This window comes from Apilactobacillus zhangqiuensis, assembly GCF_019656215.1.
Classification (GTDB): Bacteria; Bacillota; Bacilli; order Lactobacillales; family Lactobacillaceae; genus Apilactobacillus; species Apilactobacillus zhangqiuensis.
In genome coordinates, this window is record NZ_BPLK01000001.1 from 95,154 (window position 1) to 122,127 (window position 26,974).

At 36.7% G+C, this 26,974-nt stretch carries 30 protein-coding genes; 17 read left to right on the forward strand and 13 right to left on the reverse strand.

Annotated elements, in window-relative coordinates; all coding sequences use genetic code 11:
• Positions 1-45: 45 nt before the first annotated feature.
• From K5Q07_RS00435 to K5Q07_RS00445, 3 genes are all read left to right on the forward strand, one after another.
• Positions 46-228 (forward strand): DUF6440 family protein, encoded by a 183-nt coding sequence (locus K5Q07_RS00435; protein ID WP_034530593.1) that lies wholly within the window; start codon positions 46-48, stop codon positions 226-228.
• Between the two features lie 18 nt (positions 229-246).
• Complete coding sequence (locus tag K5Q07_RS00440) at positions 247-603, forward strand: YisL family protein (protein WP_220729110.1); 357 nt, start codon at positions 247-249, stop codon at positions 601-603.
• 157 nt (positions 604-760) lie between these two features.
• Positions 761-1,954, forward strand: a complete 1,194-nt coding sequence (locus K5Q07_RS00445; RefSeq protein ID WP_220729111.1) for a homoserine dehydrogenase — start codon at positions 761-763, stop codon at positions 1,952-1,954.
• A gap of 37 nt (positions 1,955-1,991) precedes the next feature.
• Here the strand turns inward: K5Q07_RS00445 and K5Q07_RS00450 are convergent, their stop codons facing one another.
• Both K5Q07_RS00450 and K5Q07_RS00455 read right to left on the reverse strand, forming a co-directional pair.
• Positions 1,992-2,381, reverse strand: a complete 390-nt coding sequence (locus K5Q07_RS00450) for a hypothetical protein (RefSeq protein ID WP_220729112.1) — start codon at positions 2,379-2,381, stop codon at positions 1,992-1,994.
• A 228-nt stretch (positions 2,382-2,609) separates the two neighbouring features.
• The gene (locus tag K5Q07_RS00455; protein ID WP_220729113.1) at positions 2,610-3,572 is read right to left on the reverse strand and encodes a baeRF3 domain-containing protein; all 963 of its coding nucleotides are present in this window, start codon (positions 3,570-3,572) and stop codon (positions 2,610-2,612) included.
• Between the two features lie 106 nt (positions 3,573-3,678).
• Between K5Q07_RS00455 and cls the strand changes: the two genes are divergently transcribed.
• The gene (gene cls, locus K5Q07_RS00460) at positions 3,679-5,130 is read left to right on the forward strand and encodes a cardiolipin synthase (RefSeq protein ID WP_220729114.1); all 1,452 of its coding nucleotides are present in this window, start codon (positions 3,679-3,681) and stop codon (positions 5,128-5,130) included.
• A gap of 35 nt (positions 5,131-5,165) precedes the next feature.
• On the opposite strand, the gene pyrE is transcribed toward cls, so the two are convergent.
• Together pyrE and pyrF are read right to left on the reverse strand one after the other, a co-directional pair.
• Positions 5,166-5,795: an orotate phosphoribosyltransferase gene (gene pyrE / locus K5Q07_RS00465; RefSeq protein WP_373310012.1), complete on the reverse strand. Its 630-nt coding sequence runs from the start codon at positions 5,793-5,795 to the stop codon at positions 5,166-5,168.
• On the reverse strand, positions 5,792-6,511 hold the full coding sequence (pyrF, locus tag K5Q07_RS00470) for an orotidine-5'-phosphate decarboxylase (RefSeq protein WP_220729115.1): 720 nt from the start codon (positions 6,509-6,511) through the stop codon (positions 5,792-5,794). The genes pyrE and pyrF overlap by 4 nt, the downstream gene beginning before the upstream one ends.
• Positions 6,512-6,780: 269 nt before the next feature.
• Between pyrF and K5Q07_RS00475 the strand changes: the two genes are divergently transcribed.
• Together K5Q07_RS00475 and K5Q07_RS00480 are read left to right on the forward strand one after the other, a co-directional pair.
• Positions 6,781-8,001: an MFS transporter gene (locus K5Q07_RS00475; protein WP_220729116.1), complete on the forward strand. Its 1,221-nt coding sequence runs from the start codon at positions 6,781-6,783 to the stop codon at positions 7,999-8,001.
• Positions 8,002-8,105: 104 nt separating this feature from the next.
• Complete coding sequence (locus tag K5Q07_RS00480; RefSeq protein ID WP_220729117.1) at positions 8,106-9,023, forward strand: DMT family transporter; 918 nt, start codon at positions 8,106-8,108, stop codon at positions 9,021-9,023.
• Between the two features lie 29 nt (positions 9,024-9,052).
• On the opposite strand, the gene K5Q07_RS00485 is transcribed toward K5Q07_RS00480, so the two are convergent.
• The 3 genes from K5Q07_RS00485 to K5Q07_RS00495 all read right to left on the reverse strand — a co-directional run bounded on the left by K5Q07_RS00485 (position 9,053) and on the right by K5Q07_RS00495 (position 11,199).
• Positions 9,053-9,355, reverse strand: a complete 303-nt coding sequence (locus tag K5Q07_RS00485) for a hypothetical protein (protein ID WP_220729118.1) — start codon at positions 9,353-9,355, stop codon at positions 9,053-9,055.
• Between the two features lie 520 nt (positions 9,356-9,875).
• Positions 9,876-10,193: a hypothetical protein gene (locus tag K5Q07_RS00490; protein ID WP_220729119.1), complete on the reverse strand. Its 318-nt coding sequence runs from the start codon at positions 10,191-10,193 to the stop codon at positions 9,876-9,878.
• A gap of 142 nt (positions 10,194-10,335) precedes the next feature.
• A complete protein-coding gene (locus K5Q07_RS00495) occupies positions 10,336-11,199 on the reverse strand; it encodes an N-acetylmuramoyl-L-alanine amidase family protein (RefSeq protein WP_220729120.1) in 864 nt (287 codons plus the stop codon).
• Between the two features lie 128 nt (positions 11,200-11,327).
• Between K5Q07_RS00495 and K5Q07_RS00500 the strand changes: the two genes are divergently transcribed.
• From K5Q07_RS00500 to K5Q07_RS00515, 4 genes are all read left to right on the forward strand, one after another.
• Positions 11,328-11,996, forward strand: coding sequence for a metal ABC transporter ATP-binding protein (locus K5Q07_RS00500; RefSeq protein WP_220729121.1), 669 nt, complete (start codon positions 11,328-11,330; stop codon positions 11,994-11,996).
• 8 nt (positions 11,997-12,004) lie between these two features.
• The gene (locus K5Q07_RS00505) at positions 12,005-12,799 is read left to right on the forward strand and encodes a metal ABC transporter permease (protein WP_160185006.1); all 795 of its coding nucleotides are present in this window, start codon (positions 12,005-12,007) and stop codon (positions 12,797-12,799) included.
• A 75-nt stretch (positions 12,800-12,874) separates the two neighbouring features.
• Positions 12,875-13,573, forward strand: a complete 699-nt coding sequence (locus K5Q07_RS00510) for a hypothetical protein (protein ID WP_054607059.1) — start codon at positions 12,875-12,877, stop codon at positions 13,571-13,573.
• 59 nt (positions 13,574-13,632) lie between these two features.
• Positions 13,633-14,994 carry a GH25 family lysozyme gene (locus K5Q07_RS00515; RefSeq protein ID WP_220729122.1) on the forward strand — a complete coding sequence of 454 codons (1,362 nt, stop codon included), beginning with the start codon at positions 13,633-13,635 and terminating at the stop codon, positions 14,992-14,994.
• A gap of 276 nt (positions 14,995-15,270) precedes the next feature.
• Here K5Q07_RS00515 and K5Q07_RS00520 read toward each other — a convergent pair whose 3' ends face one another.
• The 3 genes from K5Q07_RS00520 to scrK form a co-directional block, all read right to left on the reverse strand.
• Positions 15,271-15,663, reverse strand: coding sequence for a VOC family protein (locus tag K5Q07_RS00520; protein WP_220729123.1), 393 nt, complete (start codon positions 15,661-15,663; stop codon positions 15,271-15,273).
• Positions 15,664-15,681: 18 nt separating this feature from the next.
• Positions 15,682-16,683 (reverse strand): zinc-dependent alcohol dehydrogenase family protein, encoded by a 1,002-nt coding sequence (locus K5Q07_RS00525; protein WP_054607055.1) that lies wholly within the window; start codon positions 16,681-16,683, stop codon positions 15,682-15,684.
• 262 nt (positions 16,684-16,945) lie between these two features.
• A complete protein-coding gene (scrK, locus tag K5Q07_RS00530; protein WP_220729124.1) occupies positions 16,946-17,830 on the reverse strand; it encodes a fructokinase ScrK in 885 nt (294 codons plus the stop codon).
• A 249-nt stretch (positions 17,831-18,079) separates the two neighbouring features.
• Here scrK and K5Q07_RS00535 point away from each other — a divergent pair, with 249 nt between their 5' ends.
• Positions 18,080-18,463 (forward strand): fluoride efflux transporter FluC, encoded by a 384-nt coding sequence (locus K5Q07_RS00535; protein ID WP_220729125.1) that lies wholly within the window; start codon positions 18,080-18,082, stop codon positions 18,461-18,463.
• Entirely contained in the window at positions 18,460-18,810 is a 351-nt protein-coding gene (locus tag K5Q07_RS00540; RefSeq protein ID WP_220729126.1) for a fluoride efflux transporter FluC, read from the forward strand. The genes K5Q07_RS00535 and K5Q07_RS00540 overlap by 4 nt, the downstream gene beginning before the upstream one ends.
• A 43-nt stretch (positions 18,811-18,853) precedes the next feature.
• Here the strand turns inward: K5Q07_RS00540 and K5Q07_RS00545 are convergent, their stop codons facing one another.
• Positions 18,854-19,342 carry a hypothetical protein gene (locus tag K5Q07_RS00545; RefSeq protein WP_220729127.1) on the reverse strand — a complete coding sequence of 163 codons (489 nt, stop codon included), beginning with the start codon at positions 19,340-19,342 and terminating at the stop codon, positions 18,854-18,856.
• Positions 19,343-19,807: 465 nt separating this feature from the next.
• On the opposite strand from K5Q07_RS00545, the gene K5Q07_RS00550 reads away from it, so the two are divergent.
• Positions 19,808-20,260 (forward strand): hypothetical protein, encoded by a 453-nt coding sequence (locus K5Q07_RS00550; protein WP_053797064.1) that lies wholly within the window; start codon positions 19,808-19,810, stop codon positions 20,258-20,260.
• A gap of 47 nt (positions 20,261-20,307) precedes the next feature.
• Here K5Q07_RS00550 and K5Q07_RS00555 read toward each other — a convergent pair whose 3' ends face one another.
• On the reverse strand, positions 20,308-21,618 hold the full coding sequence (locus tag K5Q07_RS00555) for an NCS2 family permease (protein WP_285289171.1): 1,311 nt from the start codon (positions 21,616-21,618) through the stop codon (positions 20,308-20,310).
• A 176-nt stretch (positions 21,619-21,794) separates the two neighbouring features.
• Positions 21,795-22,727, reverse strand: a complete 933-nt coding sequence (locus K5Q07_RS00560; protein ID WP_220729128.1) for an aldo/keto reductase — start codon at positions 22,725-22,727, stop codon at positions 21,795-21,797.
• Positions 22,728-22,862: 135 nt separating this feature from the next.
• On the opposite strand from K5Q07_RS00560, the gene K5Q07_RS00565 reads away from it, so the two are divergent.
• The 4 genes from K5Q07_RS00565 to K5Q07_RS00580 all read left to right on the forward strand — a co-directional run bounded on the left by K5Q07_RS00565 (position 22,863) and on the right by K5Q07_RS00580 (position 26,908).
• Positions 22,863-23,417 (forward strand): SDR family oxidoreductase, encoded by a 555-nt coding sequence (locus tag K5Q07_RS00565; protein WP_220729129.1) that lies wholly within the window; start codon positions 22,863-22,865, stop codon positions 23,415-23,417.
• Positions 23,418-23,431: 14 nt separating this feature from the next.
• Positions 23,432-23,788 (forward strand): hypothetical protein, encoded by a 357-nt coding sequence (locus K5Q07_RS00570; protein ID WP_220729130.1) that lies wholly within the window; start codon positions 23,432-23,434, stop codon positions 23,786-23,788.
• 260 nt (positions 23,789-24,048) lie between these two features.
• Entirely contained in the window at positions 24,049-25,368 is a 1,320-nt protein-coding gene (locus K5Q07_RS00575) for an amino acid permease (protein ID WP_220729239.1), read from the forward strand.
• A 154-nt stretch (positions 25,369-25,522) separates the two neighbouring features.
• Positions 25,523-26,908, forward strand: a complete 1,386-nt coding sequence (locus K5Q07_RS00580; RefSeq protein WP_220729131.1) for an amino acid permease — start codon at positions 25,523-25,525, stop codon at positions 26,906-26,908.
• Positions 26,909-26,974: the final 66 nt, after the last annotated feature.

Here is a 26,974-nt window from a genome sequence, read left to right on the forward strand (position 1 = left end):
AAGCTAAACATGACACATTTTGAATTAATCCGAGGAGGAAATCAATTGTCTAAACGTTTTAAACTAGTAGAAGAATCATTTACAGGAGTATCCATTTACATCGATCAAAGAACCGGTGTTGAATACGGTGGATACGGAAGTACACTAACTCCACTACGCAACCCTGACGGAACTTTGTTTGTTGATGAATCTGAAATTGATCAAGATTACGAACACAAAGAAAAATAAACGGGGGAATATGAAACCATGTTTTTATGGATTCACTTAATTTTTGCGGTATTACTAATCGCTTTAGTGATTATCGCACTATGCAAAAAGAATAACTTTAAGCCTTACATGATGGCTACTAGAGTGTCTTATCTAGTCTTCATCGTGACGGGAATTGTACTATTTAGCAAAGCCTTTGAACGCGATGCCATGTTCACGATTTTGAAGGTTTTATCAGCCATCTTCTTAATTGGCTTGATTGAAATGGCCTATGCCCAAAAGAATAAAAAGTCGTTAACTGTTGGATTGGTAATGAGCCTTGTCCTAGTTTTCGCACTAGTGATTGTGATTGGATTAATCGTTGCTGGCGGTCGTCCATTCATTCATTTTATTTAAATATTATTATCGCAGATTCTGCGTATCTAAAAAGAGAGTGAACAAATATGTTCACTCTCTTTTTAGATCAAGCTTTTGCTAAGGCGAGAAAATTAACCGCGGTAGAATACGCGAAATAAGATATAATAAAGCCAAAGCAAAAAAGGAGGCTTGCACTATGAAAATTGCAATCTTAGGTCACGGTACCGTCGGAAATGGAGTCTTAAAGATTATTCAAGACAGCGCTTTGCATCCATTTGAAAAAGATTTATCGGTCAAATATGTATTTGTTCGTCCAGAAAAAGTTGATCAAAACGAATTATTTGTGGATGATTACTCAACAATTTTAAATGATGAAGAAGTCGATGTAGTCGTGGAAGTACTAGGTGGACTAGAACCCGCTAAGACAATGATTATCGATGCGTTAAAACATGGCAAGAACGTTGTGACAGCTAATAAAGCGGTCGTGGCGAGAAACTTGAAGGAATTTGATGAAATCGCTGAAGAAAATGGTGTAAAGTTCTATTTTGAATCAGCCGTCGGAGGTGGAATTCCTTGGATTATTAATTTAGAAAGAGCGCTTCGCATTGACCAAATTGATTCGATTCACGGAATTTTGAATGGAACTAGTAATTATATCCTAGATACCATGACAAAGACTGGTCAAAGCTTCGATAAAGTACTAAAAGATGCCCAAGACTTGGGATATGCAGAAGCCGATCCGAGTGCAGATGTTGATGGATACGACATTGAAAATAAATTATGTATTAGCGTGGATATCGCTTATAATACCTTTGTTAAACCAGGAGCTCACCTATTAAAATTCGGGATTAGAAATATTACCGATGATGATATTAAGTACTTCAAAAAACACAATTTAATCGTGAAATTACTTGGACGTAGTTTCAAGAAAAACAACAGTTTTAACTTTGTGGTTGAACCAACTTTATATACTCCTGGACAAATCGAAGCCGGAATCCATGACAACTACAATTTCGTCGGGTTACGAGGAACTACAATCGGTAAATTAACTTTTAATGGCCAAGGTGCGGGTGAATTTCCAACCGCCCATGCGTTAGTGCAAGATATCTTAGATTTAAAGGCTAACAATGTGCATTTGAAACGTGATTTTACCGAAGAATTTTCTTTGAATAACACTACCAAGAAAAAGAATTACGTTGTCAGAACTAGTGCTGATTTACAATCAAAATTACCGGAATATGACATTCAAAAAGACGGTAATTACTACCATATTGCCGCAATTGACACACAAAAAATTCATGATGTTGTTCACGAATTAGCTAGTGATGATAAGGGAATCTTCTTTGCCTGTATCAGTGGTGGAGCATACAATCCATGGATTGAAAAATAAAAAGAGCGCCTAATATTAGGCGCTCTTATTTGTTTTCTTATTCAAAATCTTGTAATGCAAGTTCTGCATATGTTAAACGGGCGAAAGTATCATCAGTTGATACACCAGCGTTTTCGAACATGTTTGCGAATAAAATATATTTTGGTTGATCGCTGTATTCACCAGTAATTTCAATCAAACGTTGTAGTTGATTGGTACGGTTTGCTAAATCATCGATGTGGTTTAGTTCCAAATCATTCTTAGCTGCATCGTAAATAATTTTGTAAGCTTCGGTATTAGTTAATAAATCTAATTCCTTAACTTGTTTCATAAAGTTATCAAATTGTTCATCTGATAATTGTTCTTTAACGTAATGTAAATCAACGATTTCATCGCTAAAGTCTTTTGCCCATTCGTTAATAATAGGTCTTAGTTGTATGTCTGACATTGTTAAAAAATCCTCTCCTAATTCAGATAATGCGTTTAGATTATTCTAGTACAAACATCTAAAAACGTGTGTAGTTTTTTCATTTATAATGTCATTTAAATGGGGGTTACTGAAAAAATTCATATAACACCTATGATAGTATCTCACATAAGGGTAACTAATTGCAAAAATATAGAAACATTTAAGAAAAAATAAAAAGACCTAGGAAATTTCTTAGGTCTTTTTTATTTAAAACTTCAATGTGATTGCAGCGTAGTCCAAGTTCATTGGCATTTGGCTCTTTGGAAGTAGTAGAACGTTTCCGGCGAAACCAATGGTAGTAATTGCTAAATCATTTAAAGTCTTGTTATAGCTTTCTTCGCTAATGTATAAAGTATCGATCTTACCGGATAGGGCGTTTGAAATAATATCTCTTAAATCAATAGCTACTAAACGGTGATCGCTAGCTTTTTCGTATTTAATTTTGTTGTCGTTGGCTAACTTATCGAAGAATTGTTGATTCAATTCATCAATCATTTCAGAAACCTTGTCGGGACCTAAATCATCCATATCGACATTGCTTGTTATGTCTTTAGCAAATGTCTTTTGATCAGCTAGTTCGTTGAATAACTTGCGATTTTCTTCGCTGGCGACAATCACTGTTTGTAGGTAATCATCGTCGTCGAATAAATCACTTAGGTATTCTTTTACCAACATGAAGTATTTGTTTTTATCATTGTTTACAAGGACCGGAATTGGCTTGTTCACAAGATTTAAAATGCTAAAGTGACCGTTATCAACTCTTAGGAGTTTGAAGTCGTTATCGCGTAGGATTAAAACTCGGTAGTGAAGTTGACTTTCAATTTCCTTGATTAGTTGAGCAACATTCATGGTGTCATCGATTGAGATTTGAGTCTTAACAGGTTGGGTTAAGTCAAATGAGTGGATAGCTTTAAAACTAACGTATAGTGCTACTCCCGAACCATTTCCGATATGTTTTGCTCGATCAAAGTTGAATCTCCTTAATTTTCTTTCGTATCTTGGCCAGATATTTTCGTCGTGTTTTTGAATAAATTCTTCTTTAACATTTTCGATTAAATTTAAATAGTCATTTTTGTTACTAATTTCGTTAAATGAAACAATTAGTGAGATGAATGGCCCTACTTCATAATCCAAAGTTAGGGTATTTCTAAGCTCGATTGTCGACGTCATAGTCTAACCTCCTTAGATTTATATGTTTATAGTATATCATGATGAGCTAAAAGCGAAATATATTGTGCTATAATTATGCTATATTAAGCTTAAAGGAGGGATAATTATGCTTTTTAACATCCTATATTTCATTGTTATAGTTAATGAAATTTTGGCTTTGATTACAGTCTTTAGAGAAGAACGTGATATTGCCGCAACATGGGCATGGTTATTAGTCCTTTCATTCCTACCTGTGCTAGGGTTTTTGATTTATGCATTCGTCGGAAGAAAACTACCTAAGAAACGTTTATTCCGTTTCCAATATAAAGACAATAAGTTGATGTATGACATCTTAAAAGAACAAGGTAGAATACATAATAATCCTGAAAAAATCAGAGCAGATGAGGTTTCATATTCATACAGAACGCTTGTTAAGTTATTCAAGACTTCAGATGTTACTGATTTATCCAGAAGAAACCACGTTAAGATCTTCACTGAAGGTAATCATCTATTTGATTGCATTATTTCCGATATCAAAAACGCTAAAAGTTCAATTAACATCGAATTTTATACCTTCTACGATGACAGAATTGGTCACCGCGTCTTAAAAGAGTTAATTAAAAAGGCCAAAGAAGGCGTTAAAATTCATGTTATCTACGATAGTTGGGGTTCAATGGGAAACAAGCATCATTTCTTCGATCCGTTGCGTGAAGCCGGTGGTTTTGTAGAACCATTCCTACACACTCATTCAGCCGTAATGGACTTCCGTTTGAACTTTAGAGATCACAGAAAGATTGTCGTTATCGACGGTAAGTACGGATACATTGGTGGATTTAACATCGGTGACCAATACTTAGGTCGTAAGAAGAAATTTGGTAACTGGCGTGATACTCATTTGAGAATCGCCGGTTCAGCCGTACATCATCTTCAAGCCCAATTCATCTTGGATTGGAACGTTACCGATATGGAACACAAGATTGATGTCGAAGAAACCAAGGGATTTTATTTCCCTAAGGTATTCCAAGAAGGTTCTACCAATATCCAAGTGGTGTCAAGTGGACCTAACTCCGATTTACAACAAATCAAGTTGGGCTACATCAAGATGATTCAAAACGCCAAAAACTACTGCTGGATTCAATCACCATACCTGATTCCAGACGATAGTGCTTTGGATGCCATCAGAACAGCTGCAATGTCAGGTGTTGATATTCGAATCATGGTACCATGCATGCCCGATCATCCGTTTGTATATCGTGCAACTCAATATTATGCTAAACAACTATCAAAATATGGTGTCAAAATTTACTTCTACGAAGATGGTTTTATTCACGCCAAGACCGTTCTAGTCGATGGTAAAATCGCGTCCGTTGGTTCCGCCAACATGGACTTTAGAAGTTTCAAACTAAACTTCGAAATTAACGCGTTTATTTACGATGAAGGATTGGCTGAACAATTACATTCTATCTACGTTAACGACATTAGAAGCAGTAAGTTAATGACTTATGCGGACTTTGAAAAACAATCACGTTGGTTGAAATTCAAACAAGTATTTAGTCGTCTATTCTCACCAATTCTATAAAATAAAAAAATCCCACGTAATGTGGGGTTTTTTATTTACATCCAGTTCCATGGATCGTCACGCCACTTACGTAGCACGACTAATTCATTGTCTGAAATACTGTTTTCTGCTTTGGCTTGTTCAATGATTGTGGAGTAGTTGGTTAATGTATCAAATTCGATACCGGCTTTCTTGAAGTTCTTAGTGCTGTCAGAGAGTTCGTAGGAGAAGATTGCTACGACACCAATCACGTTGTAACCTTCATTCTTAAGTGCTTGTGCTGCGTTTAAAACGCTCTTTCCGGTAGAAAGTAGGTCATCAATTAAAACGATTGGGGCATTTTCGTCGATGCTTCCTTCCATTTGTTTACCACGACCGTGATCCTTTGGTTTTGAACGCACGTAAATCATTGGTAGGTCTATCTTGTCAGCGACGATTGCAGCATGGGGGATTCCAGCGGTTGCGACACCACCGATTACTTTGACTTCAGGAAACTTGGTGCGAATTAATTCGGCTAAACCGTCAGCGATGTGGGAGCGGACTTCTGGAAAGCTAATCGTAATGCGGTTGTCGGTGTAAATTGGTGCCTTGATACCTGAAGCCCAAGTGAAAGGTTTGTTTGGTGAAAGGGTAACTGCGTTAATTTTTAAAAGGTCTGAAGCGATTAATTGGTTAGTATTCATCATTTGATTCCTCCATTAACTGCGTTGTAGATGTCTTTGTATGTTTGAACCGGATTATCTGATTGGGTGATATTTCTACCCACGACGATTCCGCCGGTGTGTAATTTAAAAGCTTTCGTTGGTGTTACGACTCTTTTTTGGTCGTCGACACTGTTGCTAGGGAGGCGAATGCCGGGATTGATGCACTTAAAATCATAAGAGACTGCTTGATGAATCAAGTCGTTTTCTAGTGCTGAGGAGATGACGCCATCGGCACCACTTTGACTGGCCATTTTGGCTAAATGGGATACTGATTCGGCCATTGAAACGTTCACTAATTCTTCATCGTGGAGTTGGTTTTCTGATGTCGAGGTTAACTGTGTCACCGCAAGTAGTTGTGGTCCATTGACTCCGGCTTGTTTGGCACCTTCGTCTAATCCGCGTCTGGCAGCCTTAATCATTTCGCTGCCACCAAGTGAATGAACGGTGGTGAATTGAACATCCAATTGGCCAAGTTGCTTGGCAGCTTGTTGTACGGTGTGAGGAATATCGTGTAGTTTTAAATCCAAAAAGACATCGATATTTTGATTACGTAATGCTTTGATAATGCTGGCACCTTCGCGATAGAAGAGCTCCATGCCGACTTTGACCGCCAATGTTTTGACGTCCTTAAATGGCTCCAAAAATTTTAAAACAGTGGGTGCGTCGACAAAATCTAGTGCAATGAATACTGGGTTCATACTTTTCCCTCCAACAAAAAAGTCGTATAGCCTCAGAGACTACACGACAAATTAGGGTCCACTTATTCCGTTCGTCGATTTACTAGCCTCACTGGACTAATTTAAAATCATATGTTGATTACAATATACGCTTTTATCAGAATAAAGCAATAAAAAAATGAAACTTGCATTAGAAAAAATTAAAGCGTATAGTTTTATAAAATATCTAAAACAGATATTTCAAAAAAATAAGGAACGACAGTGAGCGTTCATTTTGGAGGAATTGAATAATGGAAAACACGCAAGACCACACTTCAACGACTAAGGCTCAAAAATGGGTTTTAGCATCGACATCGATTGGACAAATGCTAGAAAGCATGGATATCTCATTCATCTCATTTGCAATGTCTTCAATCATTATCGGTTTACACATTAGTACTGCAGCTGCTGGAATGCTTTCAACAGTTACTACTTTTGGATCGTTGTTGGGTGGTATTTTATTTGGTCTTTTAGCTGATCGTTTTGGTCGAGTACGTATTTTGACCTACACCATCTTCATTTTCGCCATCTCAACTGCCGGAATTATGTTTGCCCAGAATTTTATTACTTTTGCTATTTTACGTTTTTGTGTCGGCCTAGGTGCCGGGGGTGAATATGGTTCAGGTGTTGCCATGGTAGCTGAATCATTCAAGAAAAAGCAATTAGGAAAGTCGGTGTCAATCACCACAATCGGTGGTCAAGTTGGATCAATGATGGCAGCCGTATTAGCCGCAATCATGATTCCAGCATTTGGTTGGCGTTCACTTTTCCTAATCGGAATCATTCCAATCTTCTTTGCCTTCATCATTAGAAAGAACCTAAACGAAAGCCAAGATTTCATTGATACAATGGAAACAGGCAAGCGTCCTAAGGTTTCTGTAAAGAAATTATTCGCAACACCAAGATTGGCATACCAAACTATGGCGCTAATCGTGATGGTAATTGTGCAAATCGCCGGATACTACGGTCTAATCAACTGGTTACCTTCAATCATGCAAAAGAAACTTGGTTTAAGTGTTGCCGGTTCATCACTATGGACAATCGTTACCATCATTGGTATGAGTGCTGGGATGTTAACATTCGGTACCATCCTAGATAAGATTGGACCTAGAAAGGCCTTTGGATTATTCCTACTGGTTGCTTCTGTAGCAGTATATGGAATTACATTCTCATTCAATGGTTTCACATTGCTACTAGCATCAACAGTATTAGGTTTCTTCTCAAACGGTATGTACGGTGGATATGGTGCCATCATCAGTCGTCTATACCCAACCGAAGTTCGTTCTACTGCCAACAACTTTATCATGGGATTCGGACGTGCAATCGGTGGATTCTCACCAGCCATTATCGGTTTATTGATGGAAAGTCATTCATTATTAGTAATCATGGCAATGCTATCAGTACTATACCTAATCAGTTTCATCACTATGATGACTATTCCTGCATTGAAGGGTCTAGTAACTGAAGAATAAGCATTTATTCTGACGAATTAGGTTTTACATGTAATAATAATATATAAACTAAAAAACCTCCCGTGCCGGGAGGTTTTATTGTACATAATTAAGGGGGCATTTTAATGTTATACGGACTCGGTATTTTAGCCGGATTGGTCTTACCCATTCAGACCTCGGTCAATACAAACTTGAAGAATCGAGCTGGTGGATCACCATTCCTAGCTTCAATGCTATCGTTTACAATTGGAACCATCGCGTTACTTTTCGCCACTTTGTTTAGTGGTCAATCACTATTCTTTTCTAGTCACTTATTTACAAGCCAACCAGCATGGATTTGGTTGGGCGGATTGTTTGGTGTCATTGGTTTAACCACTAACATTTTAATTTTTCCTTACCTAGGGGCGGTGCAAACGGTGATTATGCCAATTACCGGTCAAATCATCATGGGGATGATTATCGATAACTTCTCATTATTTGACGCAGATCACCATGCCTTTACCATCATCAGATTGGTTGGAGTCATTCTACTAGTCGTTGGTATCTTGATGGTTGTCTTAGATAAAAAGAGCAGTGATGATTCCGAGAAGGCCAAACAACTTCCTTGGCAGATTTTAGGAATCGTTGCGGGGATGTTTCAAGCATCTCAAGCACCAGTTAATGGCCATTTGGGCGTAGTGCTTCACTCACCAATCCATGCAGCCTTTATCTCATTTTTAGTCGGTACCATCATCTTGTTTGTGATTACCGGACTAGTTGATCGTTCTTATGTTCACGCCAAAGATGCGATTGGAAAGGGCAATCCTTGGTGGATTTGGCTCGGTGGTGTTTTGGGTGCTATTTTCGTTTTATCAAACGCGTTTTTAAGTCCACAAATCGGTGCCGGAACAACCGTCGTTTTAGTCCTATTGGGTAACTTATTCGGTAGTGTAATGGTCGACAAATATGGCCTTTTGAATTCACCGAAAAAACCGGTTGGCATTATGAAATATATTGGTTTAGTCGTGATGTTAATCGCTGTGGCGATTATCAAATTGTATTAAAAAAAAGACCTCGGTGGAGGTCTCTTTTTTTATATAAATAGATCAATGATTAATTTTGCTATAAATACACCAAAGAAAAATGCCAGTTCGAATACGAGTAGGTTTCCCTGGTATTGCCAATCCGTGATTGGATAGAATTTTTTATTGGATTCGTAAAAGATGATTAGCGACAATATGACTGCAATAACGCCAAATATGATTTCAAAAAGGCTTGCACCATTCGAATCAATTAGCACATATTGAGTTAAATCACCCAGCACTAAGAAGATGACACCAGTCTCAAGGCCGATTAAAGCCATATTACCTAATTGAGACAAACGTTTCTTTTTCATTGAAAAACAAAACTCCTATAAATTATTATTTTAGGTTATTAATGATTTGCGTCAGTATAACCTTACCCAAAGATCCGCCAATTAATATCGACAAGTCGTATACTGCGAAATGTAGTAGGTAGTGGAAGTTAGATCCTAAAGGGTAGACCATAATTATTCTAAGGAACAGGTATATGATTAAAAGACCAATTGAAACCATTAATATAATGGATAGGCCAAAATATATATATGAAGATTTGATAAAATCAATCTGCCATGAATATAGAACTGTTAAGGCTAATTCAGACAAAAAGCCAAGTACAATACCAGTGATAGCTAGCTTGATTAGTCGATTTCTTGTCTTGTTATCCACTATATTTCCCCCTTTTTTAGAACCGTTGTGTAACGGTGTTAATTATAATTTAAGAGAAATATATTTTTATCGAAATATTTTAAAATTATATAAAACTTTAAAATCGTAAAGATAAATTAATAAAACAAGACATTTTTTTAGAAATTAGTATGCGATGTTTTTTAATCATTATTTGATAAACATTTGAAGGATGAATTTGCCAAGCATTCCACCCAAAATAATCATGACATCGTAAAAAATAAATGATGTGAAATAACCACTGATTGGCCACTTTTCGTCATGCTTTACAACGCCAAGGTAAGAAAAAATAAAAACAACACCACAAATAGCAATTCCACAAATTGAAAAGAATACATCTATCGAAGAAGAGCTAATTACGGTTGATGTCCAGTCATCAAAAATGGTTAAAAATACTTCTGCTAAAAATCCCAATATGATTCCGACTAAAACAAGTAGGGTAAGTCGAATCTTAGTTGATTTTTTCATCCGTGTATTTTCCTCCATCTTCGTTATTTAATATGTGCCGAATAAACTAAATGTATTATAACTAAAAATAGGGAAAATGTTGTAAATGTTGACTTATAAACGTTTTGAACACAAAAAAAGCGTCCTAATTTGTATACTTTGTCTAATTAAAGTACTTATCAAGTGAGTTTGCGACATCTTTTGCGACGTGTTCTTGATAACTTGAACTTTGAATATATGGAAGATCGTGTGAGCTATCCATGAATCCCATTTCGCATAGAATTGCCGGACGTTTGTTTTCACGTAAGACGTAGTAGTCACCAAATGAGACACCACGGTTGGATACTGGGAGATTGTCTAATCCATCTGCGACCGTGTTAGCCACCTTGACCGCATTCTTGTGGTAGTTGTAGATGCCGTAACCGCTGGCATGACCATATCCGTTGTCAGAATTGAAGTGGAAACTAACGAATAGATCGGCATGGTAATCACTAGCCATATCAGTTCGTTTCTTCAATGTAACGTAAGTATCGTCGGTTCTAGTCATAATGACGTTAGCGTGTCTTTTTCTTAATTCGGCTGCTACTTTCTTCGTGGTTTGGATGGTGTATGTCTTTTCCATGTATTTTTGATTGGCCGAAAGGGTACCTGAATCACTGCCCCCGTGACCAGGATCTATAATAATTGTCTTTTGGGCTAACTTATCACCAGTTGTGACGTCGTAATTGTCGACTCCGACTAGCCATGAAGGCACCCATCCTTTTTGTCCGTTGTATTTGGTGTACCACCAGTTGTTTTTCGACTTGATGATACTCAAATGACGACCATGCGGAATTGTTTCGACGATTTTTGATTCGTCGTTGGGTTTTTCACGTAAGTATAAAGTAGTGGCATCAACCTTAGGTAATGATAAAAATCTGGCTAATTCGATGATTAAAATTACTAAGAGAATGAAAGATACAACGCCACGATAAATTAGCTTATTATTTGGTGTTTCTCTGAATCTATTTATAAAACGATTAACCAAATTATCACCCCGATTGTGTTATGTATGTTAAAATCAATTATATAACAAAAATTAATATATATCAGATGTTTGATTGTTTTCATAATCCGACTACAATGGTATATAAATAATTGAGACAGTGAGGATTAATGATGAATAAAGAATCCAATTTGATCTTATCAGTACGCGATTTAGACGTTGCTGTTAAGAACCGTAAATTAATTAATGATTTGTCTTTTGATATCTTCGCCAAAACCTTAACCTGTGTTACCGGTGAAAATGGTGTTGGGAAGACAACTTTAATAAAGACTATTTTAAAACAATTTAATAAAAATAAACATGTTCAATCCAAAATCAAACGATCAGACATGCAATACATTCCTCAATTGAGAAATATTGACGATGACTATCCATTGACCGTCTTTGATTTTATTGGACTTGGTCTACAACATTCAATATTGCCATGGTTGAGCAAAAAAGAAAAACAAAGTGTCCAAAAAGTTATTGAAATGACTAAGTTACAAGATTTAGCCAACACCCCTTTGGGCAGTTGCTCCGGTGGGGAACAACAACGTGTCTATCTAGCTCAGGCATTAGTATCTCAACCTAAGTTGTTAATCCTAGATGAAAGTACTGCTAGTTTGGACAAAGAAGCTAAATTCATGCTTTTAGACGTAGTGAAAAGCGTCATTGAAGAAACAGGTGCCGCTGTTTTATTCATCACCCACGATCCGGTTTTAGTAGAACAATATGGTGATTATGATCTAAATATTGCAAATCAAGCCGGTACAATTAAACCAGTGAAGGAGGCCAAATAATGTTAGAAATGTTAAGTTATCCATTCATGCAATACGCCTTCGTCGCTAGTTTCTTCATTTCAATTCTATGTGGATTAATGGGGGTATTCGTGGTTGCCAGAAAGACCGCTTTCTTCACCCATACACTTTCAGAAATCAGTTTCTCAGGAGCTTCATTTGGGGTATTCTTGGGAACTAACCCAATTTTAGGGATGCTATTATTTACCGTTTTAAGTTCATTAATGATTGGGACCGTTGGTTCGAGAGTGAGCCGTCGTGAATCATCAATCAGTGTGTTCTCCGTATTCTTCATTGGACTAGGAATTTTATTCCTATCATTAGCTGACACTCAATCTAGCTACGCTACCAACATTTTATTCGGTAGTATCGTTGGGATTAGTTACAGCAATGTGCAAACCTTGGTGGGCTTAAGTATCGCCATCATCGTGATTACCACTTTGATTTACAGAAAGTTAAAATACAATTCATTTGATAACGTTGGTGCAAGTTTTAATTCTCGTGCCAACACTCTAGTATCGGTGATTTTCTTAATCCTATTGGCATGTACTGTCAGTGTGACAGCCCAAATCGTAGGATCACTTTTAATCTTTGCTTTATTGACTATTCCAGCGTCTTCAGCACGCTATTTCGTGCATAGTATTTGGTCCATGACCATTTTGACATTTATCTTTTCTTTAATTGGGACCTGGTTTGGTCTATACTTAAGTTTTGTAACGAACCTACCAGTGAGTTTCTTTATCGCAACCATTGAGACAATCATTTACATTATTGCGGTAATCTATGATAAAGTAACAAGAATTTAATACAAACTTTATTAACGTAACACTGATGTTTTGTTATACTGGTTTCAAATAGTTTTTAAGGAGATGTCCTACATTATGAAAGCATGGAAGAAGATTTTACCTGCAGTTGCAGTTTTAGGTTTAGTTTTAACTGCTTGTGGACAAAAGAAAAGCGACAATAGTGATGCATCAAGTTCAACTTCAACTACTCAAACTAGCAAGATGAGCTCATCATCATCAAGCAATGACAAGATTGCTAATAAATTAGGAAATGAAAAGCTACCACAAAGCAATGGTTTGGATTCAAACCAAAGCGTAAATGCTAAGTTGGATGGAAACAAGACCAACTTTACAATTAGCTACTTAAACAATGGTTCAACATACGCTACTTACACTAAGCACACTTATGAAAGTGCCTCAGCAGCAATGCAACAAGTTGGCTACCAAGCTGCTGCTAACGTTGCTGGTCTACCATCAGTAAACTTAGGTTACAACGTTGTTGGTCACTCAGATAAGGGTGCCGGTCAAGAATACATCCAAGCAAACTTTGGTAACTGGTCACTACTAACACACGGTAGTAACTTTGGTAAGTACAAGGGTGCCGCAACTACTAAGGGTAAGACCGTAGTAAACTACATCCAAAACCACAACCTACCAGTGCCAGAAAGCAAGGGTAGCATTACTGCTGAAATCGATGGTTCAGCAACTATTACTTGGCAAATGGGTAATGACGTTTACTCAATTAAAGCTAACTCTCTAAATACAGCATTAGAAATGGTAACTTCACTTAAGTAAATGCATTAAAAAAACCAGGTTATGATAATGACCTGGTTTTGTTGTAAAAATTATTCGAAATGAAGGTATTGGAAATGTATGATTCTAAAAAAATAAAACATTTATTATTTTCCGCGGCGTTAGGATCAACCATGGCTTTATCTTTGAATGGTATCAAGTCACATGCTGATACAACTCAGTCATTTAAGCCATACACACCGGTGGCTTATGATATTTCAGAATTTCAGGGGAAATTAACTGATCAACAAGTAATGAATTTAAAGAATGAGGTTAAATTCGTTGTCTTGAGAATTCAAGATGGTCAATATCATGATCAACAGGTTAATAATAATATCAATTTAATGAATAAGTATGGGATTCCATACGGTGTTTACAGCTTTAGCCGTTACGAAAACGCTGCTCAAGCACAAGAAGAAGCACAACGTCTACATGCACTAGCACCAAATGCAAGATTTTATGTGAATGACTTTGAAACTGGTTTTACAAGCACATCCGACCAAAATGCGGTCAGCTGGGCTAATGCGATGAAGCAATTAACCAAACAACCAGTTATCTTATACAGTTCACAATCTATCTTGGATCAATTCCAACAAAGCACTTTGAATGCATACAGTGCAGTGTGGTTGGCTAATTACACCAACTACACACCAAATCCTAAGTACAACTATGATTTGTGGCAATACACTGACAAGTATCAAAGTAAGGCATTGGGCGAAGCATTAGATGCCGACACTATTCCACTTGGCGGTCGTAAGTTAGCATTCTGGACTACCGAAAAGACTGCTAACGGCCACAAGCGTACTGTTGCTAAGACAGGAACAGCTAGACACATTAAAAAACATGCTAAAGCAAATGTGCTACATAAGGCTACTGAGACACAAGTGATTACAAAGACTACCTCTGCAAAGGCTAAAAAGGTCCAATATACACCACTTGTTAATAAAGTTAGTCATTATACTAAGAAGCATGTAAAACGTGCATATAGCTTAAAAAAACACTCTACAAGACGAATTGCTACTGCTAACAATACTTATCAATATGCTAGTGCTACTACCAAGCACGTAAAGCATAAGAAGGCTTACAAGAAACACGCCAAAAAGCGTAGCAAGTTCACCTATAAGCTAAACACTACTACCAAGAAGCGTTTAGCTAAGCACCATGCTAAAAAGTACAAGAAACACAGTAAGAAAAAACTAACTTACAGATTATCTAAAAAGACAACACTTAAGTTAGCTCACAAGCATGCCAAGTATAAACGTGCTAAGAAACTCACTTATAAGGTTAAAAAGAATCTAAAGCACAAAAAGTTACATCGTTCTTATAAGACTAAAAAGCATAACAAAGCTAAAAGACACTACAAGTATGGTGTGAAGAAGATTCATCATAAGCACGCTAAGAAAATGGTTTACCGTGCAGTCTAAGATAAAAACGTCTGATCGAAATGATTAGGCGTTTTTGTTTTGGCTAGGTTTAGGTAGATACCACCGTTTAAATGCCGAAAAATTGGCTCCAGAAATCGTTCATAAACTAAAGTATGTGTGATTCCCCGCAAACTATATCCGATGCCAGTACAGGGATATATTGAAGGGAGAGTGCCAGTGAAGCTATTCAACTACCACAATCGGTATTTGACGCCATTTTAGAATAAAAAAAGCCCTCAAGCTTAACGCTTGAGGGCTTTTTATGATCGAAAGATATTATTTTACAATTTGGCAAAATTCGATCTTTTCGTGATTAGGACCTTGAATGTTGAAGAAACGGATTCCGTTGTTCCAGAAAGTAGGGATTGATTGGATTTCGTCATCTAAAACATCGAAGCCTTGTTCTTTAGCGGCTGCGAATGCTTTATCAACATCAGTACAGTTCATTGAAATATGGTTGATAGCACCATTTTCCATTGCAACTGGATCGCCTTCCCATGTTTCAACGGTTAGGTTACCGTATCTCATGAAGGCACAACGGTTTTCACCATTGTGGAATAAACCAGCTTGGTCAAAACCAAGTGATTTGTAGAATTCGATTGTTTTGTCTAAGTCTTTTGATGGGATACCTACGTGTTGTAGACCATCAAAGTAATCATTTAAAGCCATAATTTAAGCCTCCAAAAATTAGTCAGAAACTTTAACAACACATTTACCAGTTAGGTTTGAAGTACCGTTTAGGACACTTTCAACGTCTTCTAGTGAGATGATGTTGTCAATAATCTTTTCAACATTAACTTTACCACTTTGTAGTAGGGCAATAGCATCTTCGAATGAGTTAGGGTTGATGAATGCACCTTGGATAGTTAATTGTTTCTTGAATACTTCGTAAGTGTTCATGCTGAATTTTTGATCTGGAGCACCAACACCGAACATCAATACTTGAGCACCCTTAACAGTTGCTTCGATTGCTTGTTCTTGAGTAGCTGGTTGACCAACGGCTTCAATAACAACGTCGTATTCGGCTGGAATTTCTTCCTTAGTAGTGTTGATAACACGGTCGATGTTTAGCTTTTCTTTTTCAGCAGCTAATTTGTCATCATGACGACCAGTTAAGTCAACTTCTTTAACACCGTATGAACGTAGTAATTGTGCAAAGATTAGACCCATGTAACCATCACCAATAACTAGAGCTTTTTGGTAAGGTTTGATGTTTAATAAGTCCATACCGTGAACGGCACATGAGATTGGTTCACAAGTAGCAGCTGACTTCAAGTCAACGTTGTCTGGTAACTTGTAAACAACTTGAGTTGGGGCAGTGAAGTATTCTTCTAGGCCACCATTTCTAGTAACACCAACGGCTGATAGGTTGTCACATAGTTCTGGACGAGCTGTACGACAGTAGTTACATTTACCACAGTAGATGTTAGGGTCAACAGTTACACGGTCACCAACTTTGTAGTCAGTAACGTCTGAACCAACAGCTGAGATAACACCTGAGTTTTCGTGACCTAATACGATTGGAGGAACAGCGTCAGCTGAACCTGGTAGACCATTGTATAGTGCGTAGTCAGTACCACAGATACCAGCGTATTTAGCGTTGATAACAACTTCATTTGCCTTTGGTTCTGGCATTTCAGTGTTTTGGATTTCTAATTGTTTCTTGCCTGTTAAAACTAATGCTTTCATAATTCAAGATCCTTTCCAAATTGAATTTTAAGTATTATTTTTTTACGAAGTCGTGAATTAATTAAGACTTTCACAAACTTACAAGTATTATAATAACTCATTTTTAAAAAAATGAAAGTGTTTTGATGAAATTTAATTCTTAAGTTTATATAAAATGCACGAAAAAACAGCGTATAACGTTGATATAATAACGTTATACGCTGTGTAACTTTTTTTATAAAAATATTTGATCAATTCAATTTTAGATTGTGTAAACCTGAACTTATTTAACTTGTTGCTTAATTAAGGCATCCGCCAAAGCAAAGTTTCCGTAAGTCGCAGAACCATTTCCATCAAGGGTTGGAGTTGAAATATATTCTTCTAGGTTTTTAATGTCTATATAGCCATTTAATAGCTTAGAAAATTCAAATCTAACCTTTTTGAGAAATTTTTCACTAACTACCCCACCACCAAAAATAATTTTAGCGGGTCTGAATGTTAGTGTAGTTTGTAAGGCTGCTTGAGCCACGTAGTAGGCCATGATATCCCAAACGTGATTAGTTTGAGCAACTTCTTGACCCTTTACACCTAAACGAGCTTCAAAGGTAGGTCCACTGACTAGTCCTTCAAGACAGTCCTTGTGGTATGGGCAGATTCCATCGAAATCGAGATCGTCTTCGTGACGTTTTAATTTCACGTGACCCATTTCAGGATGACCCATGTCTCCTACGAACTGACCGTTAATGATAATTCCGGCACCGACACCAGTACCGATAGTGTAATAGACCAAAGAATCTAATGTTTGGCCACTATTTTTTAGATTAACGTATTCACCGAACACTGATCCATTAACGTCAGTTGTCCAATACATTGGAATGTCGAATTCCTCTTTAAATACTCCCAAAAAGTTTTCATTTGACCAGCCAAGTTTGGGAGTTTCGGTAATGTAACCGTACTTGGTGGAATCTTTTCTAATTTCAATTGGGCCGAATGATGAAATACTTAGTGCGGCTAAATCTTCAAATTGTTTGAAGAAGTCGATAGCCTTACTAAATGTTTCAGCAGGGGTAGTGGTAGGAATTACTAAACTATCTAACACTTGGTAGTCAGTGTTACCCACAGCACAAACAAACTTTGTGCCTCCAGCCTCTATGCTTCCCAGTAACATAAAGTTATTGCTCCTTATTTATATCTTCTTATCTTATCTATAAATCGGTTTTAAAATGTTTTAAAAGTTTTTTATCTAAGATTTTAAGTTTTGTTTCTAATGTTTTTTAATTTTAGTTATCACTCTCTAATTATGATAAGTTTTCACAGACTAAATGTCAAAGTAAAAATGCTAATTGGTATAGTAAATATCTGACGTATGATAATATTTACTATTATGAATGTTTATAAATAGAAAGGGTAATTTTAGATGAGAAGAGTAATATACATATTCCTTTTAGCCTTTATTGGCGGTCTTTTGCGTGGGTACTTCACGATTTTAGCTGGTGATGATCATTTTATAGCAACCATCATAATTAACTTAATTGGTGCGTTTGTCTTAGCGTTTATTACTGGTGCACTTCCTTATTTAATTGAGGTATCTAATGATTTGATGACTGGACTAAGCATTGGCTTAGTTGGTGGGTTTACCACTTTTTCAACATTTTCATTCGACAGTATCAATTTATTTTTAAACCACAAAATTGGTATAGGTCTTTTATATGTATTAGTGAGTCTAATCGGAGGTTTAATATTAGCTCAGATTGGAACTAAATTAGGCCAAAACTTTGAAAATAAGGAGGATCAACTATGATTGAGAGCGTTTTAATCGTGGGTTTTGGTGCCGCAGTTGGTTCTCTAATCCGCTATGGGGTCACCAATGGATTAAAGAAGGTGTTTTCATCAACATCTTTTCCAGTGGCAACTTTCTTCATCAATATCACCGGATCATTTCTGTTAGGATTGGTTAATGGTCAACTACCTAAGAATACGTTTATTCTTGCTTTTTCCATAGCAATTCTAGGTGGATACACCACCTTTTCTACCTATATGAATGAAACGGTACAATTAGGTACAAAGAAAAAGATGATGGCATATTCTTATTATGTATTAAGTGCTTTGATTGGAATATCTATGGCATTTTTGGGATATGTTATTTAAAACATATAAGCCATAAAGCAAAAGCTTTATGGCTTTTTATGTTTTATCTATTAGTTAGTCTTCTAAGAATAAATGATAATTTGTTATACGCAAAATCATCATGTAGAGGATCCCAGGTGCATTGCAAATGATCAAATTGTTTTAATAAACATTGCAATCGCATCATAAGCTCTATTTTTTCAATTTTATTATCGTCATCGGTTTTCCACCCATTTTTTTCCCAGGATGATAAGCATCCTAAACGAATGATTTTAGCAATATTTTCTTCCATGATGTGAACATGTATATTCTCGTGTTGCCATCCTTTGAATAATAGATCTTCTAAACCGTCTATTATTCCTAGCAGTTCTAGTCGATTATCTGTTAGAACATCCTGTTTGGTAGAAACGTGATAGAAAGTATCGTCTTTAAGGATAAGAAATACCCATACGGCAGTACTAGTTAGTGGAGGATCTTTGAAACAATCGTTATCATAGTAAACGCCATTAGCATACAGCCTAATATTGTAATCAGCTTCGTTGAATTCTGACATAAAGTATCACCTCGATAGATAATAAATAACACCGATATTACATCGGTGTTATTGTTCTTATTGTTGATAAAATAGAGAGGAGTGTTCATAAATGGTGTTATATTCATAGACTTAGGGTTTGTTGTTTTATCAACAATTGAATTCTAACACCGTTATCAAGGATTAGTTTTAAATGTTATATAAACAAATTCAACTAAAGTTATACTTTTATTATATGATTAATAGACAAATCTCCTTATTGTTAGCATTATTCTTATTTATTTTATAAAAAAATATAATCAAAAAAATAAATAAAAAATGAAAAAATATATGAAATTTTTACTATGACAATGTTTGGGTGTTTTTCAAAATATTAATGTTTTTCAACTTTTAATGAGTTTGTTAAATGACCTTAAGGTAAGTGGATTACAATTTTCAATGTAGATGATTATTTATCTACATTATTTTTTTGAAAGAGATGATTTAATGCAAAATATTATTGATGTTCTTTCCTCGATGGAAGCTGATGAGCAAAAAATTGAGGATAATTATGAAAAATATAGAGATTATGTTGTTACACAAAAATATGTTCCGGATATTAATAATCAAAATAATTTGATTTGTTTAGCTAATGTTATTCAAAATATTTTTAAAACTATCCAAATGAGCCTGCCTAATGCTGATTATATAAAAATATATTGTCGAAATAATATCAATGTTTTGATTTCATTTAATTACAAAGAGGTACAATTTGATTTTTCTCTGAATAAAACAAATGAAATCAGTTTTAGATCATACTCGATTCCACTAAAAAAACATCGAAGGGGTCATAAACTCTTAACAAAAGAAGTTAATTCAATCAATTCTCAAAATTTTAAAGAAATTGGATATTTTATTCGTCCAATAATAGAATATATAAATTATCGAAACGAATTATAAATAAACACAAAAAAAGACCTTATCAAAGGTCTTTTTTATTTGCCTTATTATTCGTTTAATAGCCAGAAGAAGATGATGAAGATTACTCCTAGCACGTACATTAGTGGGTGAACTTCTTTTCCTCGTTTAGCAGCTAACATTGAGATTGGGTATACAATGAAACCTAAAGCAATACCATCTGAGATACTGTAAGTAAGTGGCATACCTAATACAATCAAGAATGATGGAGCAGCTAATTCGAACTTGTCCCAGTGAATATCACGTAGGGCGTTAGCCATTAGAATACCGATAACGATTAATGCAGGAGCAGTAACTTGATCGGTAATGACACCAAGTAGTGGTGAGAAGAATGTTCCTAGTAAGAAAAAGAAACCAGTAACGATTACTGTGAAACCAGAACGACCACCAACGGCGATACCTGCTGATGATTCAACGAAGGCACCCATTGGAGATGAACCTAGTAGAGAACCACCAACCATTGAAAGTGAGTCAGCACTTAGTGCACGACCAATACGTGGAATCTTGTTGTCTTTGATGAAACCAGCTTGTTTAGCTAAACCGACTAGAGTACCAGTGGTATCGAAGAAAGTAACTAATAAAAAGGTAAATACAACAATCCATAGTTGTAATGTGTTGATATCAGTAACGTGTGAAATTGCAGTTAAGAAAATTGGTTTGATACTTGGCACGCTTGAAACTATATGAGTTGGTAAAGCGATTAATCCAGTACACATACCTAAGATGGTAGTAGCAACCATACTAATGAAAATAGCTGCAGGAACACGAGCGCTCATTAATACAACGGTTAGGATTAAACCAAAAATAGTTAACCAAGTACTACCAACGTGAAGTGATCCAAGAGTTACTAGAGTTGATTTGTCAGCAACAACTAGACCACCTTGATTTAAACCAAGAAAGGCAATGAATAGACCAATACCACCGGCAATGGCGCTCTTTAGATCAGCAGGAATTGCGTCGATGATTGTTTCTCTTAGCTTAAACGCTGTTAAAATCATGAAAATAATAGCTGCGATAAATGTACCAGCTAGCGCTGTTTGCCAAGGAACTTTCATACCCACACAGACTGAGTAGGCGAAGAAAGCATTAGTACCCAAACTGGTAGATAAAGCGATTGGGTAGTTAGCGATGATTCCCATTAAGAAACATCCAAGAGCAGTTGCAAGAGCAGTTGCAGTGAACATGGCACCCTTATCGATACCTGAAGCACTCATAACGTTTGGGTTTACGAATAGAATGTAAACCATTGAAACGAAGGTAGTTAAACCAGCGATGAATTCAGTACGGTAGTTAGTACCTAGTTCATCAAAATGAAAGAAATTAGCAATTCCCTTTAACATGAAACATTCTCCTTTAATGTTCGTATTTATTAATATTATACGTATATATTACCATAATTAGAACTTAAGTCCACTAAAAAGCGAACTATTTTAGACAAATTTAAACGAAAATTGACGTTTTATGATAAAAAAACTCCAATGTTGGAGTAAAATCCGAACATTGGAGTTAAAATCGATTAGATGTTTCTAAAGTCATTATCAATTTGTGCATATTCTTCGTCACTTAGTTCAACGTTCAATGCCTTCGCATTGCTTTCAACTTGTTCTGGACGCTTTGCACCAGGGATAACAACAGTAACGTCTGGGTTCTTGATGTACCATGCTAATACTAATTGAGCAGTGGTAATGCCATGCTTGTCAGCAAGTGGCTTTAGGTTGTTAACTTTTTCAACGATCTTTTTGAAACGTTCACCGGTGAAGTCGGGGTTTCCGTGTCTGATATCATTTTCAGGGAAGTCGACAACTTCTGAGTATTTACCAGTTAATAGACCAGATGCTAATGGGAAGAATGGTACGAATGAAATGTTGTTTTCGCGTAAGTAATCGAACATTTCAGTTTCGGCATCACGGTGTAATAGACTGTATTGATCTTCAACAACATCAACTAAGCCGTCTTTGTTAGCTTCCTTGATTTGATCTAGTGAGAAGTTTGAAACACCGATAGCCTTAATCTTACCTTCTTGCTTCATTTCGTTTAATGCAGCAACCGCTTCATCCTTTGGAGTTTGGTCGTCTGGGAAGTGAATGTAGAAGATATCGATGTAGTCAGTTTGTAGACGTTTCAATGCATCATCTACTGATTTCTTTAAGAATTGTGGGTTATTGTTAATTTTTACATCGCCGTCTGATGTGTCTTGAGCGGCCTTTGTAGCAATAACGAACTTGCTTCTGTCGTATCCCTTAATGGCTTGACCAATTAGTTCTTCTGAATGGCCCATACCGTATGCAAATGCAGTATCTAATAGGGTGATTCCAGAATCTAGACCGGTCTTTACGATTTGAATACCAGTTTCATCTTTTAAGTTTGGGAATAAGTTGTTACCACCAACCGCATTGGTTCCTAAACCAAGTGGGGTTGATTCTACGTTTGATTTACCAATTTTTACCATGTAAAAAGGCCTCCTCAAATTTTTTATACGTTCATACTAATTATGAACCCTAATCGCTGATTTTTAAACCATTTGGCGTTAACTTAGGCATTAATTTTTGATAAAATAAATTTAATGAATGAAGGAGGGTTAACCATGAAGAAGGTTTTGATTATTGGTAATTTTCATCAATTAGGCCAAAAGGTCTACGATAAATTATCAAATCAATATGAAGTAAACTTACTAGACGGCATCGATTTCGAGGATGTTAATGCTTATGCCGACAATTTGGCAGGTGTAAACGTTATCTATACATTCTTGGGACCACTTGATGTCGATTTACAAATCGGTGCGGTCATCCAAGCATTGGACCGCGTTAACCCACCACTTGAACAGTTTATTATGTTATCAACAGCCGGTATCGATAATGAATTAACCGAAGAAGTGACTTATCCAGATGTGGATAATAATAAGGAATACTTGAATCAACAAAGATACGCCGTTAAGTTGGTGGACGAATACGAAATTCCATACACCATCCTAAGACCGGTCGAAATTGTTGATGAACAAACTGGTGAATTGGACGTAATTGATGAAGGAATCTCAATGCAATACGGTCGTGTTTCTGCAGATAATGTTGCAAACACTGCCGTGAAAGTAGTAGAATATCAACAATTTATCAATCAATCCATTGGATTAATCGAAAGATAAGTGAGGTGCTTAAAATGGCATTACAATTAAACAAAGAACAATTGAAACAAATTAAACAACAACTAACTGACACTCAAAAGGAATCACACTTGGTAATCTTCAAGAGTGTTTCACCAAAATCAGGCGGTGAAATTAACATGATTACCAACTATGGAACTTTTGAAACTCTACAAAAGCAACGTCCAGAATTAAAGATGGAAATTGTTAGAGACATCGTTCCAGTTACCGATAGTTTGGCATACTGGGCGGTCGCACAAGACACTGCCAGCCATTTACAACCAAATGATCCAAAGGCTGCTGAAGTGGCATTACAAGTGGAACAATACACTAACGATGTTTTAGCAGATAACAAGTTGCCACAAAATAAATAAAGATGTTTCACATGAAACGAAGCCACACCAATAAATGGTGTGGCTTTTTTGTATGATTCTACAAGTCGTATGTATAATGTTACAAATTCATCCAGATTTGCTTATTAAAATATCGATAAATGCTAGTATTATCAACAATTACATGGGATAAATTTAAATTATGAATAATGGAAAAGCCATATTGGAGGCATTTCTATGCATGATAAAAATAAGAAAACGCCGATGGAACGGTGCGTTCACTAAGTAATCGTCATGTTCAAATGATTGCGATTGGTGGAACCATCGGAACAGGGCTATTTTTAGGTTCAGGTAGTACCATTTCAAAGACCGGTCCTTCCGTACTATTGGTATATCTAGTGATTGGTTGTCTATTCTTCTTGATGATGAGAGGAATCGGAGAAATGTTTTACTCTGATCCAAACCAACATACATTCGTTGCATTTATTACTAAATATCTAGGTCACACCGCCGGATACTTCACCGGATGGAGTTACTGGATTGGTTTGCTATTTGCCAGCATGGCCGAATTATCAGCAATCGCTACATATGTGAACTTTTGGTTCCCACACATTCCGGCATGGTTAATCGAAGTCGTCTTCTTAGCCGTCTTAGCGACATTGAATATCATTGCCGTTAAGGTCTTCGGTGAAGCCGAATTCTGGTTTGCCATGATTAAGGTGATTGCCATTGTTGCGTTGATTGTGACCGGGATTTTCATGGCGTTCTTCCACGCCACAACTCCAGTTGGTCACGCATCATTTGGTAACATTTTTGACCACTTTACTATGTTCCCGCACGGATTCTTTAACTTCTTCGCCGCATTCCCAATGGTATTCTTTGCTTTCCAAGGAATTGAATTCGTCAGCATCACGCTTGGTGAATCCAAGGATCCAAAGACCGTTGTAAAGAAGGCCGTTAATGAAACTCTATGGAGAATTTTGATTTTTTACATTGGAGCACTATCAGTAATTATGGTGGTAATTCCATGGACAAAACTATCTCCAACTAACAGTCCATTCGTGCAGGTATTTTCAATTGCAGGGTTACCTGCAGCCGCTGCTGTTATTAACTTTGTGGTATTAACATCAGCTGCTTCTTCATTGAACAGTATTATCTTCTCAGCTGGTCGTCATTTGTACCAACTAGCTAAGGATACTCATACCGATGGATTTATTCATAAAAACCTAACTCACGTTTCAAAAAACGGAATTCCAATCGCAAGTATTGGTTTGACCGCAGCTTTAATCTTGATTAACCCAATCCTAACGGTTACTCATAGCGTTTCATTCATGTTCACTTTAGTTGCCGGTGCAACCAGTGACATGTGTATTATTGTTTACCTATTTACCATGTTTGCGCATCGTAAATACAGAAAGTCAGCCGACTTCTTGAATCATGGATTCAAGATGCCAGCTTACCAATTTACCAGTCCACTAACCATTGCATTTTTCCTCTTCATTTTCGTTAGTTTGTTCTTCATTCCAGGGGATGAAGTCGGCGCAATTAGTGCAGTAATTTGGACAGTTGCATTCTATGCAGGTATCGGTATAAAGCGTCTTATTTCCCGTTCTAAAGCATAATTGAGCGCTTTTGTAAGATATTACAACCGCATTGTGACATTTACCAAAACTCCTTTAAAGCTATTGTCATCTAGAAAAATGATGATAATATTTTCAACAATCAAAGTTAAGTTGATTAGCGAATAAATCAATAAGCTTAAAAGGGGGAATCTTTATGCAAGAAAAGATAACGAAAAATGCGGATGGTACACTTCGCTCACTAAGCAACCGTCACGTTCAGATGATTGCGATTGGTGGAACCATCGGAACCGGATTATTCTTAGGTTCCGGAAGTACCATTTCAAAGACTGGACCGTCAGTAATGCTAGTGTACCTAGTATTAGGATGTTTCTTCTTTCTAATGATGAGAGCCATCGGTGAAATGTTTTACGCCGATCCATCTCAACACACTTTCGTATCATTTATCTCTAAATACCTCGGACCAACTGCTGGATACTTCACCGGTTGGAGTTACTGGTTAGGACTTTTGTTTGCCAGCATGGCTGAACTAACCGCCATTGCTACATACTTTGCCTTCTGGTTCCCAAACATTCCATCGTGGATTGTCGAAGTTGCCTTCTTGGTTGTACTAGCAGCAATTAACTTAATTGCCGCCAAACTATTTGGTGAAGCTGAATTCTGGTTTGCAATGATCAAGATTGTGGCAATCGTCGCATTGATTGTAACTGGAATTATCATGGTATTTTCACACGCATCAACACCTTTGGGACACGCATCAATTAGCAATATTACTAATCATTTTACTTTATTCCCACATGGTTCATTTAACTTCATCTCTGCTTTCCCAATGGTATTCTTCGCATTCCAAGGTATTGAATTCGTAAGTATTACCCTAGGTGAATCAAAGAACCCACACAAAGTTGTTAAGAAGGCTGTTAACGAAACTCTATGGAGAATCATGATTTTCTACATTGGGGCACTAGCCGTTATCATGGCAGTTATTCCATGGACATCAATTACTCCAGATAAGAGTCCATTCGTTCAAGTATTTACACTTGCTGGACTACCTGCAGCCGCTGCTATTATTAACTTCGTTGTATTAACATCAGCTGCATCTTCTCTAAACAGTATTATCTTCTCTGCCGGACGTCACTTCTACCAACTAGCTACTGAAGGACGTAAGGAAGGATTCATGAACAGACACTTCGGTAAGGTTTCTAAAAACGGAATCCCTAGTGCCGCAATTCTAATCTCGGCTGCTCTAATCTTCATTACTCCAATCATGAGTGTAAGTAACAGCATTAGTTCTGTATTTACAATCGTGGCTGGATCATCAAGTGACATGTACATCATTGTTTACCTACTAACAATGGTTGCTCACAGAAAGTACCGCGCATCAAACGACTTCCTAAGCGATGGTTTCAAGATGCCTGGATACACAATTACCAGTCCTTTAACAATCCTATTCTTCTTCGTCATTTTCGCGAGTCTATTCTTTATCCCAGGTGACGTGGTTGGAGCAATTGGTGCAATTATTTGGTCAATCGTTTTCTGCGGAGCTCTATATCTAAAGGAAAGAAACTCAAAAGCATATGCCTAAAAAAAGGGAGCTAGCTAAATATAGCTAGCTCTTTTTTGATGTTTAATTTATAATCATTGATATCAA

Coding starts and splice junctions, on each gene's coding strand:
- K5Q07_RS00500 (WP_220729121.1), top strand. CDS start 11,328: ATGATGAATAAAGAATCCAATTTGATCTTATCAGTACGCGATTTAGAC.
- K5Q07_RS00575 (WP_220729239.1), top strand. CDS start 24,049: ATGATTGCGATTGGTGGAACCATCGGAACAGGGCTATTTTTAGGTTCA.
- K5Q07_RS00490 (WP_220729119.1), bottom strand. CDS start 10,193: ATGAAAAAATCAACTAAGATTCGACTTACCCTACTTGTTTTAGTCGGA.
- K5Q07_RS00525 (WP_054607055.1), bottom strand. CDS start 16,683: ATGAAAGCATTAGTTTTAACAGGCAAGAAACAATTAGAAATCCAAAAC.
- K5Q07_RS00520 (WP_220729123.1), bottom strand. CDS start 15,663: ATGGCTTTAAATGATTACTTTGATGGTCTACAACACGTAGGTATCCCA.
- cls (WP_220729114.1), top strand. CDS start 3,679: ATGCTTTTTAACATCCTATATTTCATTGTTATAGTTAATGAAATTTTG.
- K5Q07_RS00545 (WP_220729127.1), bottom strand. CDS start 19,342: ATGTCAGAATTCAACGAAGCTGATTACAATATTAGGCTGTATGCTAAT.
- K5Q07_RS00450 (WP_220729112.1), bottom strand. CDS start 2,381: ATGTCAGACATACAACTAAGACCTATTATTAACGAATGGGCAAAAGAC.
- K5Q07_RS00445 (WP_220729111.1), top strand. CDS start 761: ATGAAAATTGCAATCTTAGGTCACGGTACCGTCGGAAATGGAGTCTTA.
- scrK (WP_220729124.1), bottom strand. CDS start 17,830: ATGTTACTGGGAAGCATAGAGGCTGGAGGCACAAAGTTTGTTTGTGCT.
- K5Q07_RS00580 (WP_220729131.1), top strand. CDS start 25,523: ATGCAAGAAAAGATAACGAAAAATGCGGATGGTACACTTCGCTCACTA.
- pyrF (WP_220729115.1), bottom strand. CDS start 6,511: ATGAACCCAGTATTCATTGCACTAGATTTTGTCGACGCACCCACTGTT.
- K5Q07_RS00550 (WP_053797064.1), top strand. CDS start 19,808: ATGCAAAATATTATTGATGTTCTTTCCTCGATGGAAGCTGATGAGCAA.
- pyrE (WP_373310012.1), bottom strand. CDS start 5,795: ATGATGAATACTAACCAATTAATCGCTTCAGACCTTTTAAAAATTAAC.
- K5Q07_RS00560 (WP_220729128.1), bottom strand. CDS start 22,727: ATGGTAAAAATTGGTAAATCAAACGTAGAATCAACCCCACTTGGTTTA.
- K5Q07_RS00535 (WP_220729125.1), top strand. CDS start 18,080: ATGAGAAGAGTAATATACATATTCCTTTTAGCCTTTATTGGCGGTCTT.
- K5Q07_RS00510 (WP_054607059.1), top strand. CDS start 12,875: ATGAAAGCATGGAAGAAGATTTTACCTGCAGTTGCAGTTTTAGGTTTA.
- K5Q07_RS00565 (WP_220729129.1), top strand. CDS start 22,863: ATGAAGAAGGTTTTGATTATTGGTAATTTTCATCAATTAGGCCAAAAG.
- K5Q07_RS00505 (WP_160185006.1), top strand. CDS start 12,005: ATGTTAAGTTATCCATTCATGCAATACGCCTTCGTCGCTAGTTTCTTC.
- K5Q07_RS00440 (WP_220729110.1), top strand. CDS start 247: ATGTTTTTATGGATTCACTTAATTTTTGCGGTATTACTAATCGCTTTA.
- K5Q07_RS00570 (WP_220729130.1), top strand. CDS start 23,432: ATGGCATTACAATTAAACAAAGAACAATTGAAACAAATTAAACAACAA.
- K5Q07_RS00475 (WP_220729116.1), top strand. CDS start 6,781: ATGGAAAACACGCAAGACCACACTTCAACGACTAAGGCTCAAAAATGG.
- K5Q07_RS00540 (WP_220729126.1), top strand. CDS start 18,460: ATGATTGAGAGCGTTTTAATCGTGGGTTTTGGTGCCGCAGTTGGTTCT.
- K5Q07_RS00455 (WP_220729113.1), bottom strand. CDS start 3,572: ATGACGTCGACAATCGAGCTTAGAAATACCCTAACTTTGGATTATGAA.
- K5Q07_RS00480 (WP_220729117.1), top strand. CDS start 8,106: ATGTTATACGGACTCGGTATTTTAGCCGGATTGGTCTTACCCATTCAG.
- K5Q07_RS00485 (WP_220729118.1), bottom strand. CDS start 9,355: ATGAAAAAGAAACGTTTGTCTCAATTAGGTAATATGGCTTTAATCGGC.
- K5Q07_RS00515 (WP_220729122.1), top strand. CDS start 13,633: ATGAAGGTATTGGAAATGTATGATTCTAAAAAAATAAAACATTTATTA.
- K5Q07_RS00555 (WP_285289171.1), bottom strand. CDS start 21,618: ATGTTAAAGGGAATTGCTAATTTCTTTCATTTTGATGAACTAGGTACT.